The following is a 15,661-nucleotide window of genomic DNA, read 5'->3' on the forward strand; positions in this document are numbered from 1 at the left end:
GGCCCCGTCCGCCCAGGCCTCGTGGGACGTCCATGCGAGCAACGCGCGGGTGCTGGTGAACGTGTGTTCCGTGCCGGTGACCGGGTCGGTGAACTCCAGCCTGCGGGCGAGCAGTTGCAAGGGGCGGCGGAAGTCGCCGGCCGGTACCGGGGCGGTCACCTCGGGGTACAGCGGGTCGCCGAGGATGGGCACGCCCAGTGCGGTCAGGTGCACCCGGAGCTGGTGGGTCTGCCCGGTGGTCGGCACGAGCCGGTAGCGGCCGAGCCCGGCCCGGTGCCCGGCCAGTTCCACCCGGGTCTCCGCGTTCGGCTCGCCCGGCACCTCCCGCGCGGCCGGCACCCCGCGCTCCTTCACGATCCTGCTGCGCACGGTCCGGGGCAGGACGAGCGCCGGATCGTACGGCGCCACCGCCTCGTACTCCTTGCGCACCCGCCGGTCCCGGAAGAGCGACTGGTACGCGCCCCGCTCCTCGGGCCGCACGGTGAACAGCACCAGCCCGGCGGTCAGCCGGTCCAGCCGGTGCGCCGCCGTCAGCGCCGGAATGCCCAGCTCACGCCGGAGCCGGGCCAGCGCGGTCTCGGCGACGTGCGCACCGCGCGGGGTCGTGGCCAGGAAGTGCGGCTTGTCGGCCACCACGATGTGCTCATCCCGGTACACCACCTCCACCGGGAACGGCACCGGCGCCTCGGCGGGCAGCTCGCGGTGGAACCAGACGAACATCCCCGGCCGGTACGGCGCGTCCGGCGCCACGGCCCGCCCGTCGGCCCCGACCACCAGCCCGGCGGCGAACATCGACTCGACCACCCCGGCCGGGGCTCCCGTCAGCCGCTCCACCAGATGCTCCCGCACGGTGGCCCACGCCCCGTCCACGGGCAGCCGGACGCGCACGGGGTCCACGCCCTCGCGCTGGGGGAGCGGGGCGGGCGGGGGCGGGGTACGGCGTCTCATCGCCGTCAAGGGTACGGGGGCACGGTCACCCCGGTGGCCGCCGGGAAGAGGCGGTGCGCCGGTCCCGCACTCGGCAGGATGGGCAGCATGCCGTTTCTCACCAGCCCCGTCCTGACCCCCGGCGCCCTCGCCCGTGTCCCGCAGCCCGCCCTCCCCGCCGCCGGCGGCACGCTCCTGCGCCCGTGGCGGCCCGAGGACGCGCCCGCCGTGCACGCCGCCTTCGAGGACCCGGTGCTGCGCCAGTGGCACGGCCGGTCCTGCGAGTCCGCGGAAGAGGCCGCCGGGTGGATCGCGCAGTGGCGCGGGGGTGGGCGGACGAGCGCGACGCGCAGTGGGCCGTCGTGGACGAGGGCACGGACGAACTGCTGGGCCGGGTCGCGCTGCGCCGGATCGTGCTCGGCGACGGCGTCGCCGAGATCGCGTACTGGACGGTGGCGGGGGCGCGAGGCCGGGGCGTCGCCCTGCGCGCCGCGACGGCCCTGACCCACTGGGCCTTCGAGGAGATCGGCTTCCACCGCCTGGAACTCATGCACGCGCTCGCCAACCCCGCTTCCTGCCGGGTCGCCGGCAAGGCCGGCTTCGCCCTGGAGGGCACCAAGCGCAGCGCCTACCTCCACCAGGACGGCTGGCACGACATGCACCTGCACGCGCGCGTACGGGGCGACTGACCCGGCGGGGCTCCGCGGGAGCGGGGGGAACCGGGCGTACGGAAGCGGCGGCACCCTGTCGGATGCCGCCGCCCTCCGCTCGCTCAGGCAGCCGCCGCCGGGCCGCCCTCCTGCTCCGCCTCGATCCGGGCGTTCCACTCCCGCTTGGACGCCTGCCAGCCGTCCTCGTTGTGGCCGAGCCGCCAGTAACCGGAGATCGACAGGTCCTCGCGCGGGATCTGGCGCTCGACCCGCAGCATCCGGCGCAACTCCTTCACGAAGCTCGCCTCGCCGTGCACGAACGCGTGCGGCCGGCCCTCCGGGAACTCCAGCCCGCGTACGGCCTCCAGCAGGGCCTCGCCGACCGGCCGGTCCCCGCGGTGCAGCCAGACGACCGGCACCTCGGTGTCGATCTTCTGCTCCTCCTCGGGGCCGGAGACCTCGACGAACGCGTGCGCACGGGCACCGGCGGGCAGCGTCTCCAGGGCGCGGGCGATGGCGGGCAGGGCGCTCTCGTCCCCGGCGAGCAGGTGCCAGTCGGCATCGAGGTCGGGCGCGTACGCGCCGCCGGGGCCCATGAAGCGCACGGTGTCGCCGGGCCGCGCGCGCAGCGCCCAGGGGCCGGCCAGGCCCTCGTCGCCGTGGATCACGAAGTCCAGGGTCAGCTCGCGCTGTCCGGGGTCCCAGGCGCGCACGGTGTAGGTCCGGGTCACCGGCCACTGCTCGCGCGGGAACTCGGCGCGGATCCGCTCCAGGTCGAAGGGCTCCGGGTAGGTGACACCGGCGGCGCCGAACAGCAGCTTCACATAGTGGTCGGTGCAGGTGTCCGCGGCGAATCCGGCCAGGCCCTCACCGCCGAGCACCACGCGCTGCATGTGCGGGGTCAGCCGCTCGGTGCGCACCACCTGGGCGGTATGGGGCTTGCGCGGCTTTCGTCCCGGACGCTCTGCCATCACGGCCTCCTGCGGAGTCGGTTAGGGTTACCTAAGTTAGCACCTCGCGCCGCTTCACCACCTCTTCGATGAGCGTTCGATGAGATCCCTTTGCCGGAACATGGGTCTGCCTCACTCCCCGATATGAGCCGGCCTCACTCCGCGAGCGTGGTCAGCAGCCGCTGCAAGGAGCCGCCGAGGCCCCACCGGTGCGTCAGCGCCTCCAGTGCCGCCGGGTCGCGCGGGGCGTGCGGCAGGGCCGTGTCGACGTCCGGCAGCGGCACGTCGTCGGCGACCCGCACCACCTTCGGCGCGACCGCGAGGTACGGCCGGGCCTCGGTGAGCCGCTTGCGCTGCGACGGCGTGAGCTTCGCCCGCGGGTCGTCGACCGCCGCCATGATCCCGGCCAGGTCGCCGAACTCGGCGAGCAGCTTCGCGGCCGTCTTCTCGCCGATGCCGGCCACGCCCGGCAGTCCGTCGCTCGGATCGCCGCGCAGCAGCGCCAGATCCGCGTACCCCCGCCCGTCGACGCCATACTTCTCGCGCAGCGCCGCCTCGTCGGTCAGCTGGAGCGTGCCGACGCCCTTCACCGGATACAGCACCCGGACCCCGCGCTCGTCGTCCACGAGCTGGTACAGGTCGCGGTCGCCGGTGACGATGTCCACCGGGCCCGCGGCCCGCGCGGTGAACGTGCCGATCACATCGTCCGCCTCGTACCCCGCGACCCCGACGCGGGCGATCCCGACCGCGTCCAGCACGTCCTCGATCACCGGCACCTGCGGGGCGAGGGTGTCCGGCACCTCCTCCGCGTCCGGCGCCCCCTCGTGCTCCTCGGCGACCCGGTGCGCCTTGTAGGTGGGGATGAGGTCCACCCGCCACTGCGGGCGCCAGTCGGCGTCCATGCAGGCCACCAGGTGCTCCGGGCGGTGGTCCTTGACCAGCCGGTCGATGAAGTCCAGCAGCCCGCGCACCGCGTTGACGGGCGTGCCGTCCGGCGCCTTCACGGAGTCCGGGACGCCGAAGTAGGCGCGGAAGTACAGCGAGGCGGTGTCGAGAAGCATGAGTCGTCCGGTCACGCACGCATCATGCCGCACGGCACCGACAGCGGCCCCGCCCCCGGAACGCGTTGCGTCACGCGCATCGCCGTGAACCCGGCCACTCGCGCGTTTGCCCCGGCCCGGTCTGGGGAGGCGCGGCCTCTGTCCTGTCCCCGAAGACGAGAGGTCCGCGTGTCAGCCAGGCTTGAGGTGGAGCACCTGTACAAGGTGTTCGGCAGACGACCCGACGAAGCTGTGGAACGCCTCCGCGAGGGCGCCGACCGGACGGAGCTGCGCGCCGACGGCACGACCGCCGCCGTGATCGACGCGTCCTTCCGTATCGAGGCCGGCGAGATCTTCGTCGTCATGGGGCTGTCGGGCTCCGGCAAGTCCACTCTGCTGCGCACGCTCAACGGGCTGCTGGAGCCGACCGCGGGCACCGTGCGCTTCGACGGCCAGGACCTGACCGCGCTCACCGGCCGGGCGCTGCGCGAACTGCGCTCCAGGAAGATCAGCATGGTCTTCCAGCACTTCGCGCTGTTCCCGCACCGCAGCGTCCGCGACAACGCCGCCTACGGCCTGGAAGTGCAGGGCGTGCCCCGCGCCGAGCGCGAGCGCCGCGCCGACGAGGCGCTCGCCCTGTGCGGCCTGGCCGGCTGGGAGACGTCCTGGCCCGACGAGCTGTCCGGCGGCATGCAGCAGCGCGTCGGCCTCGCCCGCGCCCTCGCCACCGACGCCGACGTGCTGCTGATGGACGAGTCCTTCAGCGCCCTGGACCCGCTGATCCGCCGGGACATGCAGGACCAGCTGCTGGAGCTCCAGAAGACCCTGAAGAAGACCATCGTCTTCATCACCCACGACCTCAACGAGGCCATGCGGCTCGGCGACCGCATCGCCGTGATGCGCGACGGCCGCATCGTCCAGACCGGCACCGCCGAGGACATCCTGCTGCGCCCCGCGAACGACTACGTCGCCTCCTTCATCCAGGACGTCGACCGGTCCCGGGTGCTGACGGCGGGTGCCCTCATGGACACCTCGGTCACGGCCGACGCCCCGCTGTGCGGCTGTGAGACCGCGACCCGCGAGACCCCGTTCACCGAGCTGTGCGCGATCAGCGCCCGGTTGTCCCACCGCGTCTCGGTCGTGGACGAGGCGCACCGAGTCGTCGGTGTCGTCCCCCGGCAGCGCCTGGTCGGCTTCCTCGGCGAGGAGACGGCCGGTCCCGCGCCCTGTGACAACCCGCGGGGGGAGCTGATCGGCCGTGCCTAGGATCCACCTCGGCGACTGGGTCGACTCCGGTGTGAACTGGCTGGTCGACCACCTCTCCTGGCTCTTCGACGCCATCAGGGCGGTCATGGAGGGCATGTACGACGGCATCGACGCCGTGCTCGCCGCCCCGGCGCCGCTGCTGATGGCCGGCATCCTCGCCGTGCTCGCCTGGTGGCTGCGCGGCCTGCTCGCCGGTGTCCTCGCCTTCGCCGGGTTCGCGCTGGTCGACTCGCTGGACCTGTGGGACCGGGCCATGTCCACCCTCGCCCTGGTCCTCGTGGCGACCGTGATCGCCCTGGTGATCTCGGTCCCGCTGGGCATCTGGGCCGCCCGGTCCAGGGCGGTCGGCGCCGCCGTACGGCCGGTCCTGGACCTGCTCCAGACCATGCCGTCGATGGTGCTGCTCATCCCGGCCATGCTCTTCTTCGGCCTGGGCACCGCCGCCGGTGTCGTCGCCACCCTGATCTTCGCGCTCGCCCCCGGCGTCCGCATGACCGAACTGGGCATCCGCCAGGTCGACGCCGAACTCGTCGAGGCCGCCGAGGCGTTCGGCACCAGCCCGCGCGACATCCTGTGGCGCGTCCAGCTCCCGCTCGCGCTGCCGACCATCATGGCCGGCGTCAACCAGGTGATCATGCTGGGCCTGTCCATGGTCGTCATCGCGGGCATGGTCGGCACCGGTGGCCTCGGCGGCGCCGTGAACGAGGCGATCGGCCAGCTCGACATCGGCTACGGCTTCGAGGCGGGCGTCGCCATCGTCGTCCTCGCCATCTACCTGGACCGCGTCACCGGCGCGCTCGGCACCCAGCTCTCCCCGCTGGGCCGCAGGGCCGCCGCGAAGGCCCGCACGCGCGCGTGGTCGTACCGCCCGCGCCCGGCGGTCGCCGTCGTCGGCGTGGTCGTCCTCGCCCTGGTCGCGGGCGGGCTCGGGATCTTCGGCTCCTCCGCCGGCACCTCCGAGGCCTCCGGTGCGGACATCGGCAAGGGCAAGGAGATCCGGATCGGCTACATCCCGTGGGACGAGGGCATCGCCTCCACCTTCCTCTGGAAGGAGCTGCTGGAGGAGCGCGGCTTCAAGGTGACCACCACGCAGTACGCGGCCGGCCCGCTCTACACCGGCCTCGCCACCGGCCAGCTCGACTTCCAGACCGACTCCTGGCTGCCCACCACCCACGCCGAGTACTGGGCGAAGTACGGCAAGCGGCTGGACGACCTCGGCAAGTGGTACGGCCCCACGTCCCTGGAACTGACCGTCCCGTCGTACGTGAAGGACGTGAACTCCCTGGCGGACCTGAAGGACCACGCGTCCGAGTTCCAGGGGAAGATCATCGGCATCGAGCCCAGCGCCGGGATGATGGGCCTGCTGAAGAGCAAGGTGCTGAAGGAGTACGGCCTCCAGGGCGGCTACGACGTGGTCGACGGCTCCACGCCCGCCATGCTCGCCGAACTGAAGCGCGCCTACGCCAGGAAGCAGCCGGTCGTCGTCACCCTGTGGTCACCGCACTGGGCGTACAGCGACTACGACCTGAAGAAGCTCAAGGACCCCCGGGGCGCCTGGGGCGAGGGCGACGGCGTGCACACCCTCGCCCGCAAGGGCTTCGCCGCCGACAACCCGCAGGTCGGCCGGTGGCTGAAGGACTTCTCGATGACCGAGGAGCAGCTGACCGGCCTGGAGGCGCGGATCCAGAAGGCCGGCAAGGGCAACGAGCAGGACGCCGTCCGCGCCTGGCTGCGGCAGCACCCCGGCCTCGTCGACAGGTGGGCCCCGGTCGCCAAGGAGGACGCCACGAGCCAGGCGGCCGGGTGACCTGACCGTCCCGGACCGCCTCCCGAGGGGCGGGCGCCGCCGGACGCCGACCCGCGTCCGGTGCCGCCCGCCCCTCGCGGTCTTCCCGGGTCGCCCCTGGCGGCCTGTGCCCTACGGGATGGTTCAGGCCAATCACTCACCGTGAGGAGGGAGGGCCCGTGCCCGGACACCCGGCCCAGCTGGACGGCGTGTTCATCCTCCAGGGTGACCGGGTCCCGGAGCGCCCCCGGGCCCCGAGCGCTGGCGCGAACCGTGGGGGTCGGGGATCACGGAAGTGTCAGGGATGTGACAGGCACGTGAAACGGTTTGCCGAACATGCGTAGGGTGCAGAGAAGTCATCGGAAGAGGTGTGCCCCACAGCGGGCACCCGGAGAGCGGCACGACGAGCGAGGGAGGGAGCCGGAGCGATGGGCGACCACAAAGAGCAGCAGCCCGTGCGGGTGGGCGCGGCCGTCCGGCGGCGCCGTCGTGCGCTGGAACTGACCCTCGCCGTCGTGGCCGAGCGCAGCGGCCTCTCGGTGCCCTTCCTCAGCCAGGTCGAGAACGACCGGGCCCGCCCGAGCCGCACCTCGCTGGAGAAGCTGGCCGACGCCCTGCGCACCACGGCCGTCGAACTCCTCGCCGCCGCCGACCCGGCCGCCAGCGTGGACGTCGTCCGCGCCGAGGCCGTCGCCGACGGCGACTTCGACCCGCGCACCCGCTCCCTCGTGCGCGGCCACCACCAGCTGCACGCCTCCGAGTTCACCGGCGACCACGACGCCGGCCGCGAGTTCCAGCACCGCAACGACGAGCTGATGTACGTCGCCGACGGCGCGGTGGAGATCGAGGCCGAGGGGCGCGCGTACCGACTCGGGCGCGGCGACACGCTGTACCTGACGGGCGGGGTACGGCACCGGTGGCGGGCGACGGTGCCGGACACGCGGGTGATCGTGGTGGCGGTGGCCGAGCACATCGAGGCGGTGCAGGATCGCACACGCTGAGCGCCCACCGGACGGGCCCGTGCCGGACCACCGGCGTCCGCGCGTCCGTCGTGGCCGGTCGCGCGGTTCCCCGCGCCCCCTCGGCGCACGCGTCGTCTCCCTCGTCCCCTCACTGACCGAGGCGGTGGCGCGGACGCTCCCCGGAGCCCTCGTCGGCGCCACCGGCTGGTGCAGTCGCCCGGAGGAGCTGGACGTCATCCGGATCGGCGGTACGAAGAACCCGGACGTGGAGCGGATCATCGCGCTCGCCCCCGACCTGGTGATCGCCAACGAGGAGGAGAACCGCGCGCCCGACCTCGACGCCCTGCGCGCGGCCGGACTGGACGTGCTGGTCACCGAGGTGCGCAGCGTGCCGCAGGCCGTCGCCGAACTGGACCGGGTGCTCATCGCGTGCGGCGCGGCCGGCCGGCCCGGCTGGCTGGCCGAGGCGGCGGAGACCTGGGCGGCCCTGCCCGAGCCGGCGGAGCGAAGGACAGCGGTCGTACCGGTCTGGCGGCGCCCCTGGATGGTCCTCGGCCGGGACACCTTCGCGGGTGACGTCCTCGCCCGCCTCGGCGTGGACCACGTGTACGCCCACCACCCCGAGCGCTATCCCCGCGTCCCCCTGGACGAACTGCGCGCCCGGGAGCCGGACCTGGTGGTCCTGCCCGACGAGCCGTACCGCTTCACCGCCGACGACGGCCCGGAGGCGTTCCCGGGGCTGCGCTGCGCCCTGGTCAGCGGACGGCATCTGACCTGGTACGGCCCGTCCCTGACGGAAGCGCCACGGGTGCTGGCCGGGGCGCTGCGGGCAGCGCGCCGCTGAGCAGACCGCGCACGGTGCCGCGCGCCGCCGTGAGCCAGGCCGCCACCAGGACGCCGTACAGGCCGACCGCCAGGGCGTCGTACACCATCAGACCGGTGTGCCGGGCGAGGGTCGCGGCGCCGGTGACACAGGTCCCCACCGGGAAGGTGAACGCCCACCAGGTCAGCGTGAAGCCCATGCCCCGCCGCCGGGCCCGCACCACGTGCGCGGTCGCGAGCGCCAGCCACAGCAGCGCGAACCCCGTCACGGGCACCCCGTACAGCACCGCGAAGACGGCGAGGCCGCGGTCGTAGGGGGCCGCCACGACGCCCGGAGCGGCGTCCGCGATCAGCCCGAGGGCGGTGGTGGACTGCCCGAGCGGGCCGAGGACCAGGAAGAGGGCCGGGGTCAGCGCGAGCGGCAGCGGCCCGGTGGTGATCAGCCGGGCGAAGACCAGCGGCAGCGTCAGCAGCACGGCCAGCAGGCTCAGCCCGAACAGCGCGAGGCAGGCCAGCAGCAGGGTCGCCCGGGGCTGCCCCGGCGGCAGGCAGGGCACCAGCGGCGGACCGGCCGAGGCCGACACCATGGGCGCGACCAGCGGCAGCAGCCACACCGGGGAGGCCTGGGCGGCATCGACGCGGTGCCGTACGGCCATCAGGTACGGCACGGCCACGGCCGCCCCGAGCCCGACCGCCGTACCGGCGGTGAACAGCACGGCGTCCAGGGCGACGGCCGTACGCGTGCCGATCAGCTCCCGGCCGGCCGTCAGGGCGCCGCCGCCCACCGCGAGCAGTGCCATGGCCAGGCAGCCGTAGAACGGGGCCATGGCCGGGTCGAGGAGATGGGCGCGGGCCTGGTCGCGGTGGCGGCTCCAGTGCAGGGCCCGGGCGATCAGCAGGGCCGTCAGCAGGAGCAGGGACAGCGCCCAGAAGCCCGCGAGGACAGCGCGCGCCCCGTGCGCCGGGCCGGGCAGCGCGGCACCGGCCGAACCGACGATCGCGGTGCCCATCACGGAGGCGTACCAGTTCGGGCCCAGGTGACGGAGCCGGGCGGTGCGGGGCAGGGGCAGGGGCTGGGCTGCGGTGACCATGCGTCCAAGATCCCGCCGGCCGGCCGCCCGGACCAGGGAGCAGGGGTCTATGAGGGCATAAGCTGGTCTTATGAGCGAGTCGGAGGGGCTACGCACGGAATCGCTGGCGCACCGGGTGCCGGACCTCGCCGCGCTGGAGCTGTTGCTCGCGGTGGCGCGGCTGGGCAGTCTCGGCGCGGCGGCGCGCGAGGTCGGCATCACCCAGCCGGCCGCCAGCAGCCGGATCCGCTCCATGGAACGGCAGCTGGGCGTGGCCCTCGTCGACCGCTCGCCGCGCGGCTCCCGGCTCACCGACGCCGGCGCCCTGGTCACGGACTGGGCCCGGCGGGTGGTGGAGGCGGCGGCGGCCTTCGACGCGGGCGCGCGGGCGCTGCGGGACCGGCGGGACTCACGGCTCCGGGTCGCCGCGAGCATGACCATCGCCGAGTACCTGCTGCCCGGCTGGCTCCTCGCGCTGCACGCCGAGCGGCCCGACACGGCGGTCTCGCTGCTCGCCGGGAACTCGGCGAAGGTCGCGGAACTCCTGCTGGCCGGCGAGGCGGACCTGGGCTTCGTGGAGGGGCTGACCGTGCCCACGGGCCTGGACTCCACGGTCATCGCCCGCGACCGGCTGATCGTCGTCACCGCGCCCGCCCACCCGTGGGCCCGCCGCCGGCGGCCCCTGACGGCGGCGGAACTGGCCGCGACCCCGCTCATCCTCCGCGAGCGGGGCTCCGGCACCCGTCAGGTCCTGGACGCGGCCCTCGGCGGCCTGGCCCGCCCGCTGATCGAGCTGTCCTCCACGACGGCGGTGAAGGCCTCCGCCGTCAGCGGCGCGGGCCCCTCCGTGCTCAGCGAACTCGCGGTGGGGGAGGAGCTGGGGATGCGGCGCCTGGTCAGCATCCCGGTGGAGGGCGTCTCCCTGCGCCGGGACCTGAGAGCGGTATGGCCGACGGGCCACCGCCCCACGGGCCCAGCCCGGGAACTGCTGTCCCTGACCCGCGGCTGAGGCGCCCCCGCGCGTGGGCGGACCCCGGCCACGAAGCCGCGGGGGGCGCGGCCGAAGGCCGGACGGCGCTCAGCCCGCCGCAGCGACCAGCGCCGCCATCACCCGCACGTCCTCGCCCATCTCCGGATGCCACTGCACCCCGAGCGCCCACCCCCGCTCCGCCGGCAGTTCGACGGCCTCCACCGTGCCGTCCGCCGCGTAGGCCGACGGGACCAGCCCCTCGCCGAGCCGTTCCACCGCCTGGTGGTGGTACGTCGGCACCGTCACCTCCTCCGGCACGATGCCGGCGTACACCGTCCCCGGCACCGGCTTCACCGGGTGCTCGCCGAACGCGCCGACCACCTCCGCGTGCCCGTCGAGGTGCTGGACGAGGGTGCCGCCGAGGGCCACGTTCAGCAACTGCATGCCCCGGCACACCCCGAGCAGCGGCACGCCCGCCGCCAGCGCCGCGTCGATCAGCGCCAGCTCCCAGGCGTCCCGCTCGGGCGCCGGCGGTCCGGTGCGCGGCGAGCGCTCGGCGCCGTACCGGGCCGGGTCGACGTCCGGGCCGCCCGCGACGACCAGCCCGTCGAGCCGGGCCACCGCCGCCGCGGCGTGTTCCGGCGCGTCCGGCGGCAGCAGCGCGGCCAGCCCGCCCGCCCGCTGCACCAGCCGCGGATAGCCGGCCGCCAGCAGCACCGCGTCCAGCTCCCACACCCCCCAGCGCACGCCGGACTCCAGATACGTGCTCACACCGATCAGCGGCCGTACGGTCATGCTGCCCTCCTCGACGTCAAAGGTTCAGCAGTACACCTTTCCAGGGCGGACTCACGCCAGGAAACCCCGCAGCAGCGCCGCCGTACCCGCGCAGTGCTCGCGCGCGATCTCCCGCGCCCCGTCCGCGTCCCCGTCCAGCACCGCCTCCACCAGCGCGGTGTGCTGGCGCTGGGAGTGCTCCAGGTTGCGCACCAGCAGCGGGATGCAGTCCAGCAGGTCGTTGACCGCGGCCCGCACCGCCGCGTACCGCGCGGTCAGCGACGGCGAACCGCACAGCTCGGCCAGCGTCAGGTGCAGCAGCGTGTCCGCCCGGCGGTAGTCCGTCAGCGGGGCCTCGTGCGTGCGCTCCAGCGCCTCCCGCAGCCGCTCCGCCTGCTCCGGTGCCAGCCCGTGCGCCGCGCACAGCCCGGCCGCGCCCACCTCCAGCACCTCGCGGAAGCGCAGCACGTCCTCGATGTCGACCTCGGCGGTCCGGCGCCGCAGTTCGTCCTCGCCGCCCGCGTCCGGGCGCGGCAGCACAAACGTTCCGCCGTACCGCCCGCGCCGCGCCTCCACCAGGCCCTGGTCCTGGAGCACCTTCAGCACCTCGCGCAGCGTCACCCGGCTGATCCCCAGCCGCTCCGCCAGCTCCCGCTCGGCCGGGAGCCGCTCGCCGGCCGGCACCAGACCGAGCCGTACGACCTGGAGCACCTGCTCCAGCGCCTCCTCGAAGCCGTTGCCCGCCCGCACCGGCCGCAGCACCGCGGCGAGCCGGTCGTCCACCGTTCGCGCGTCCGCCTCCCGCGACATCCGGGCGCACCCCCTTCCCAAGCAATGGTTCGCGGCAATACCTTATGGCTCCCGGCCCGGCCGAAGAAGCGCGATGGCGCCGAAGGAGGCTCTCCCGTGGCAGACCGCACACCCCCGCTCAGCGTCGAGGAACTGCACGCCCTGGTCGCGAGCGGTGAGATCGACACTGTCGTCCTGGCCTTCCCCGACATGCAAGGGCGCCTCCAGGGCAAGCGGTTCGCCGCCCGCTTCTTCCTCGACGAGGTCCTGCACCACGGCACCGAGGGCTGCAACTACCTGCTCGCCGTGGACACCGAGATGAACACCGTCGACGGCTACGCGATGTCCTCCTGGGAGCGCGGCTACGGCGACTTCGCCATGCACCCGGACCTCTCCACCCTGCGCCGCGTCCCCTGGCACCCGGGCACCGCGCTCCTCCTCGCCGACCTCGCCTGGAACGACGGCTCCCCGGTCGCCGCCGCCCCCCGCCAGATCCTGCGGCGCCAGCTCCAGCGGCTCGCCGAGCACGGCTACACCGCCCAGGTCGGCACCGAGCTGGAGTTCATCGTCTTCAAGGACAGCTACGAGCGGGCCTGGGACGCGGGCTACCAGGGCCTGACCCCGGCCAACCAGTACAACATCGACTACTCCATCCTCGGCACCGGCCGCATCGAGCCCCTGCTGCGCCGCCTGCGCAACGACATGGCCGGCGCCGGTCTCACCGTCGAGTCCGCCAAGGGCGAGTGCAACCCCGGCCAGCACGAGATCGCCTTCCGCTACGACGAGGCCCTGCGCACCTGCGACCAGCACGCCCTCTACAAGACCGGCGCCAAGGAGATCGCCGCCCAGGAGGGCGTCTCGATCACCTTCATGGCCAAGTACAACGAGCGCGAGGGCAACTCCTGCCACATCCACCTCTCGCTCGCTGACGCCGACGGCACCAACGCGATGGCCGGACCCGACGGCATGTCCGAGGTGATGCGGCACTTCCTCGCCGGACAGCTCGCCGCGCTCCGCGACTTCTCCCTGCTGTACGCCCCCAACATCAACTCCTACAAGCGGTTCCAGCCGGGCTCCTTCGCCCCCACCGCCGTCGCCTGGGGCCACGACAACCGCACCTGCGCCCTGCGCGTCGTCGGCCACGGCCGCTCCCTGCGCTTCGAGAACCGCCTCCCCGGCGGGGACGTGAACCCCCACCTCGCCGTCGCGGGGCTCGTCGCGGCCGGTCTGTACGGCATCGAGCACAAGCTGGAGCTGCCCGAGCCCTGCGCCGGCAACGCCTACACCGCCGACCACGCGCGGGTGCCGACAACGCTGCGCGAGGCCGCCGGGCTGTGGGAGAACAGCCCGATCGCCAAGGCCGCCTTCGGGGACGAGGTCGTCGCCCACTACCGCAACATGGCGCGCGTCGAGCTGGAGGCCTTCGACGCCGCGGTCACCGACTGGGAGCTGCGCCGCTCCTTCGAACGCCTGTGAAAGGTCACCACGTGTCCGACCCGAACGAGCTGACCGTCCTCAACCCCGCCACCGAAGAGGTCGTCGCCACCGTCCCCGCCGCCACCGCCGAGGACGTGGACGCCGCCGTCGTACGCGCCGCCCGCGCCCAGACCCGGTGGGCCGCCCTCGCCCCCGCCGACCGGGCCCGGCTGCTGCGCCGCTTCGCCGACGTGGTCGACGCCCACACCGAGGAACTCGCCCAGCTGGAGGTCCGCGAGGCCGGCCACACCGTCGCGAACGCCCGCTGGGAGGCCGGCAACGCCCGCGACCTGCTCCTCTACGCCGCCGGCGGCGCCGAGCGCCTGGTCGGCCGGCAGATCCCGGTCCCCGGCGGCTGGGACGTCACCTTCCAGGAACCGCTGGGCGTCATCGGCGTCATCGCCCCCTGGAACTTCCCCATGCCGATCGCCGCCTGGGGCTCCTTCCCGGCGCTCGCGGCCGGGAACGCGGTCCTCCTCAAGCCCGCCGAGACCACCCCGCTCACCGCGCTCCGCCTCGCCGGGCTGGCGCTGGAGGCGGACCTGCCCGAGCACCTCTTCCAGGTGCTGCCCGGCCACGGCGGCACCGCCGGACGCGCCCTGGTCGACCACCCGGACGTCGCGAAGATCGTGTTCACCGGTTCCACCCGCACCGGCCGCGAGGTCATGGAACGCTGCGCCCGCCTGGTCAAACCGGTCACCCTCGAACTCGGCGGCAAGAGCCCCAACGTCGTCTTCGCCGACGCCGACCTCAAGGCCGCCCTCGACCCCTTCTCCTTCCTGGACAACGCCGGGCAGGACTGCTGCGCCCGCACCCGCGTCCTGGTCCAGGAGGCGGTGCTGGACGAGGCCCGCGCCTTCCTCGCCGACGCGCTGGCCGCCGTCGTCGTGGGCGACCCGGCCGACGAGAAGACCCAGATGGGCCCGCTCATCTCCGGCCGGCAACTGGAGCGCGTGCGGTCCTACGTCCCCGACAACGCCCCGGCCCTGCGCGGCAAGGCCCCCGACGGCCCCGGCTTCTGGTTCCCGCCGACCGTGCTCACCGGCGAGCGGCACGACAGCCCGGCGGCCCGCGAGGAGATCTTCGGCCCGGTCGCCGTCCTGCTGCCCTTCACCGACGAGCAGGACGCGATCCGCCTCGCCAACGACACCCCCTACGGCCTCTCCGGATCCATCTGGACCCGGGACGTGGGCCGCGCCCTGCGCGTGTCCCAGGCCGTCCGCGCGGGCAACCTGTCCGTCAACTCCCACTCCAGCGTCCGCTACTGGACCCCGTTCGGCGGCTACAAGCAGTCCGGCCTCGGCCGGGAACTCGGCCCCGACGCCCTGACCGCCTTCACCGAGACCAAGAACGTCTTCCTCAGCACGGAGGTCCCCGCACCGTGACCGACAACAGCGTGACCGACAACAGTGTCTGCCGCCGCCTGGTCGGCCGTACCGCCGTCGTGACCGGAGCCGGCAGCGGCATCGGACTCGCCAGTGCCCGCCGGCTCGCCTCCGAGGGCGCCCACGTCGTCTGCGCGGACGTCGACGAGGAGCGCGGCAAGGCCGCCGCCGACGAGGTCGGCGGGCTCTTCGTGAAGACCGACGTCACCGACCCCGAGCAGGTCGAGGCGCTGTTCAGGGCCGCGTACGACACCTACGGCAGCGTCGACATCGCCTTCAACAACGCCGGCATCTCCCCGCCCGACGACGACTCCATCCTGGAGACCGGGCTGGAGGCGTGGAAGCGCGTCCAGGAGGTCAACCTCACCTCCGTCTACCTGTGCTGCAAGGCCGCCCTCCCCTACATGCGCCGCCAGGGCAGGGGCTCCATCATCAACACCGCGTCGTTCGTGGCCCGGATGGGCGCGGCCACGTCCCAGATCTCCTACACGGCCTCCAAGGGCGGCGTCCTCGCCATGTCCCGCGAACTGGGCGTGCAGTTCGCCCGGGAGGGCATCCGGGTCAACGCGCTGTGCCCCGGCCCGGTCAACACCCCGCTGCTCCAGGAGCTGTTCGCCAAGGACCCGGAGCGGGCCGCGCGCCGGCTCGTCCACATCCCGGTCGGCCGGTTCGCCGAGGCCGAGGAGATCGCCGCCGCCGTCGCCTTCCTGGCCAGCGACGACTCCTCCTTCGTCAACGCCACCGACTTCCTGGTGGACGGCGGGATCGCCGGCGCCTACGTCACGCCCCTGTAG

Annotated in this window: 14 protein-coding genes and 1 pseudogene; 9 read left to right on the forward strand and 6 right to left on the reverse strand. The window is 74.0% G+C overall.

Features of this window, described 5'->3' with window-relative positions; all coding sequences use genetic code 11:
- Positions 1–948, reverse strand: a 948-nt coding sequence (locus AQJ11_RS30160) for an RluA family pseudouridine synthase (protein ID WP_059265411.1), incomplete at its 3' end; no start/stop codon positions are given.
- Between the two features lie 87 nt (positions 949–1,035).
- Here AQJ11_RS30160 and AQJ11_RS30165 point away from each other — a divergent pair.
- A pseudogene (locus AQJ11_RS30165) lies at positions 1,036–1,616 on the forward strand (GNAT family N-acetyltransferase).
- An 83-nt stretch (positions 1,617–1,699) separates the two neighbouring features.
- Here the strand turns inward: AQJ11_RS30165 and AQJ11_RS30170 are convergent.
- Both AQJ11_RS30170 and AQJ11_RS30175 read right to left on the reverse strand, forming a co-directional pair.
- Positions 1,700–2,548 carry a siderophore-interacting protein gene (locus tag AQJ11_RS30170; RefSeq protein ID WP_059265306.1) on the reverse strand — a complete coding sequence of 283 codons (849 nt, stop codon included), beginning with the start codon at positions 2,546–2,548 and terminating at the stop codon, positions 1,700–1,702.
- Between the two features lie 134 nt (positions 2,549–2,682).
- Positions 2,683–3,603 (reverse strand): 5'-3' exonuclease, encoded by a 921-nt coding sequence (locus tag AQJ11_RS30175; RefSeq protein WP_014671665.1) that lies wholly within the window; start codon positions 3,601–3,603, stop codon positions 2,683–2,685.
- 153 nt (positions 3,604–3,756) lie between these two features.
- Here AQJ11_RS30175 and AQJ11_RS30180 point away from each other — a divergent pair, with 153 nt between their 5' ends.
- The 4 genes from AQJ11_RS30180 to AQJ11_RS30195 all read left to right on the forward strand — a co-directional run bounded on the left by AQJ11_RS30180 (position 3,757) and on the right by AQJ11_RS30195 (position 8,425).
- Positions 3,757–4,833 carry a quaternary amine ABC transporter ATP-binding protein gene (locus AQJ11_RS30180; RefSeq protein WP_208616649.1) on the forward strand — a complete coding sequence of 359 codons (1,077 nt, stop codon included), beginning with the start codon at positions 3,757–3,759 and terminating at the stop codon, positions 4,831–4,833.
- Positions 4,826–6,640, forward strand: coding sequence for an ABC transporter permease/substrate binding protein (locus AQJ11_RS30185; protein WP_059265308.1), 1,815 nt, complete (start codon positions 4,826–4,828; stop codon positions 6,638–6,640). The genes AQJ11_RS30180 and AQJ11_RS30185 overlap by 8 nt, the downstream gene beginning before the upstream one ends.
- Before the next feature lie 407 nt (positions 6,641–7,047).
- Positions 7,048–7,620: a helix-turn-helix domain-containing protein gene (locus AQJ11_RS30190; RefSeq protein WP_014671662.1), complete on the forward strand. Its 573-nt coding sequence runs from the start codon at positions 7,048–7,050 to the stop codon at positions 7,618–7,620.
- Between the two features lie 112 nt (positions 7,621–7,732).
- Entirely contained in the window at positions 7,733–8,425 is a 693-nt protein-coding gene (locus AQJ11_RS30195) for a helical backbone metal receptor (protein ID WP_059265412.1), read from the forward strand.
- Here the strand turns inward: AQJ11_RS30195 and AQJ11_RS30200 are convergent.
- Positions 8,337–9,494, reverse strand: a complete 1,158-nt coding sequence (locus AQJ11_RS30200; protein WP_059265309.1) for a TDT family transporter — start codon at positions 9,492–9,494, stop codon at positions 8,337–8,339. The genes AQJ11_RS30195 and AQJ11_RS30200 overlap by 89 nt on opposite strands.
- A gap of 70 nt (positions 9,495–9,564) precedes the next feature.
- Between AQJ11_RS30200 and AQJ11_RS30205 the strand changes: the two genes are divergently transcribed.
- Positions 9,565–10,482, forward strand: a complete 918-nt coding sequence (locus AQJ11_RS30205; protein WP_014671660.1) for a LysR family transcriptional regulator — start codon at positions 9,565–9,567, stop codon at positions 10,480–10,482.
- 69 nt (positions 10,483–10,551) lie between these two features.
- On the opposite strand, the gene AQJ11_RS30210 is transcribed toward AQJ11_RS30205, so the two are convergent.
- Entirely contained in the window at positions 10,552–11,238 is a 687-nt protein-coding gene (locus AQJ11_RS30210) for a gamma-glutamyl-gamma-aminobutyrate hydrolase family protein (RefSeq protein WP_014671659.1), read from the reverse strand.
- Between the two features lie 51 nt (positions 11,239–11,289).
- The gene (locus AQJ11_RS30215) at positions 11,290–12,027 is read right to left on the reverse strand and encodes a FadR/GntR family transcriptional regulator (protein WP_041665039.1); all 738 of its coding nucleotides are present in this window, start codon (positions 12,025–12,027) and stop codon (positions 11,290–11,292) included.
- Positions 12,028–12,123: 96 nt separating this feature from the next.
- Here AQJ11_RS30215 and AQJ11_RS30220 point away from each other — a divergent pair, with 96 nt between their 5' ends.
- Genes AQJ11_RS30220 through AQJ11_RS30230 form a run of 3 tightly spaced genes read left to right on the forward strand, consistent with a single transcriptional unit; the run spans position 12,124 to position 15,661 of the window.
- A complete protein-coding gene (locus AQJ11_RS30220) occupies positions 12,124–13,482 on the forward strand; it encodes a glutamine synthetase family protein (protein ID WP_059265310.1) in 1,359 nt (452 codons plus the stop codon).
- Positions 13,483–13,493: 11 nt separating this feature from the next.
- Positions 13,494–14,867: an aldehyde dehydrogenase family protein gene (locus tag AQJ11_RS30225; RefSeq protein ID WP_059265311.1), complete on the forward strand. Its 1,374-nt coding sequence runs from the start codon at positions 13,494–13,496 to the stop codon at positions 14,865–14,867.
- An 11-nt stretch (positions 14,868–14,878) separates the two neighbouring features.
- Positions 14,879–15,661, forward strand: a complete 783-nt coding sequence (locus AQJ11_RS30230; protein WP_041665899.1) for a 3-oxoacyl-ACP reductase — start codon at positions 14,879–14,881, stop codon at positions 15,659–15,661.

Source organism: Streptomyces corchorusii (assembly GCF_001514055.1).
In the GTDB taxonomy this organism is placed as follows: Bacteria; Actinomycetota; Actinomycetes; order Streptomycetales; family Streptomycetaceae; genus Streptomyces; species Streptomyces olivaceoviridis.

Excerpts from the sequence above, each read along its gene's own strand:
- AQJ11_RS30200 (WP_059265309.1), bottom strand. The coding sequence starts at position 9,494 with ATGGTCACCGCAGCCCAGCCCCTGCCCCTGCCCCGCACCGCCCGGCTC.
- AQJ11_RS30215 (WP_041665039.1), bottom strand. The coding sequence starts at position 12,027 with ATGTCGCGGGAGGCGGACGCGCGAACGGTGGACGACCGGCTCGCCGCG.
- AQJ11_RS30210 (WP_014671659.1), bottom strand. The coding sequence starts at position 11,238 with ATGACCGTACGGCCGCTGATCGGTGTGAGCACGTATCTGGAGTCCGGC.
- AQJ11_RS30170 (WP_059265306.1), bottom strand. The coding sequence starts at position 2,548 with ATGGCAGAGCGTCCGGGACGAAAGCCGCGCAAGCCCCATACCGCCCAG.
- AQJ11_RS30205 (WP_014671660.1), top strand. The coding sequence starts at position 9,565 with ATGAGCGAGTCGGAGGGGCTACGCACGGAATCGCTGGCGCACCGGGTG.
- AQJ11_RS30190 (WP_014671662.1), top strand. The coding sequence starts at position 7,048 with ATGGGCGACCACAAAGAGCAGCAGCCCGTGCGGGTGGGCGCGGCCGTC.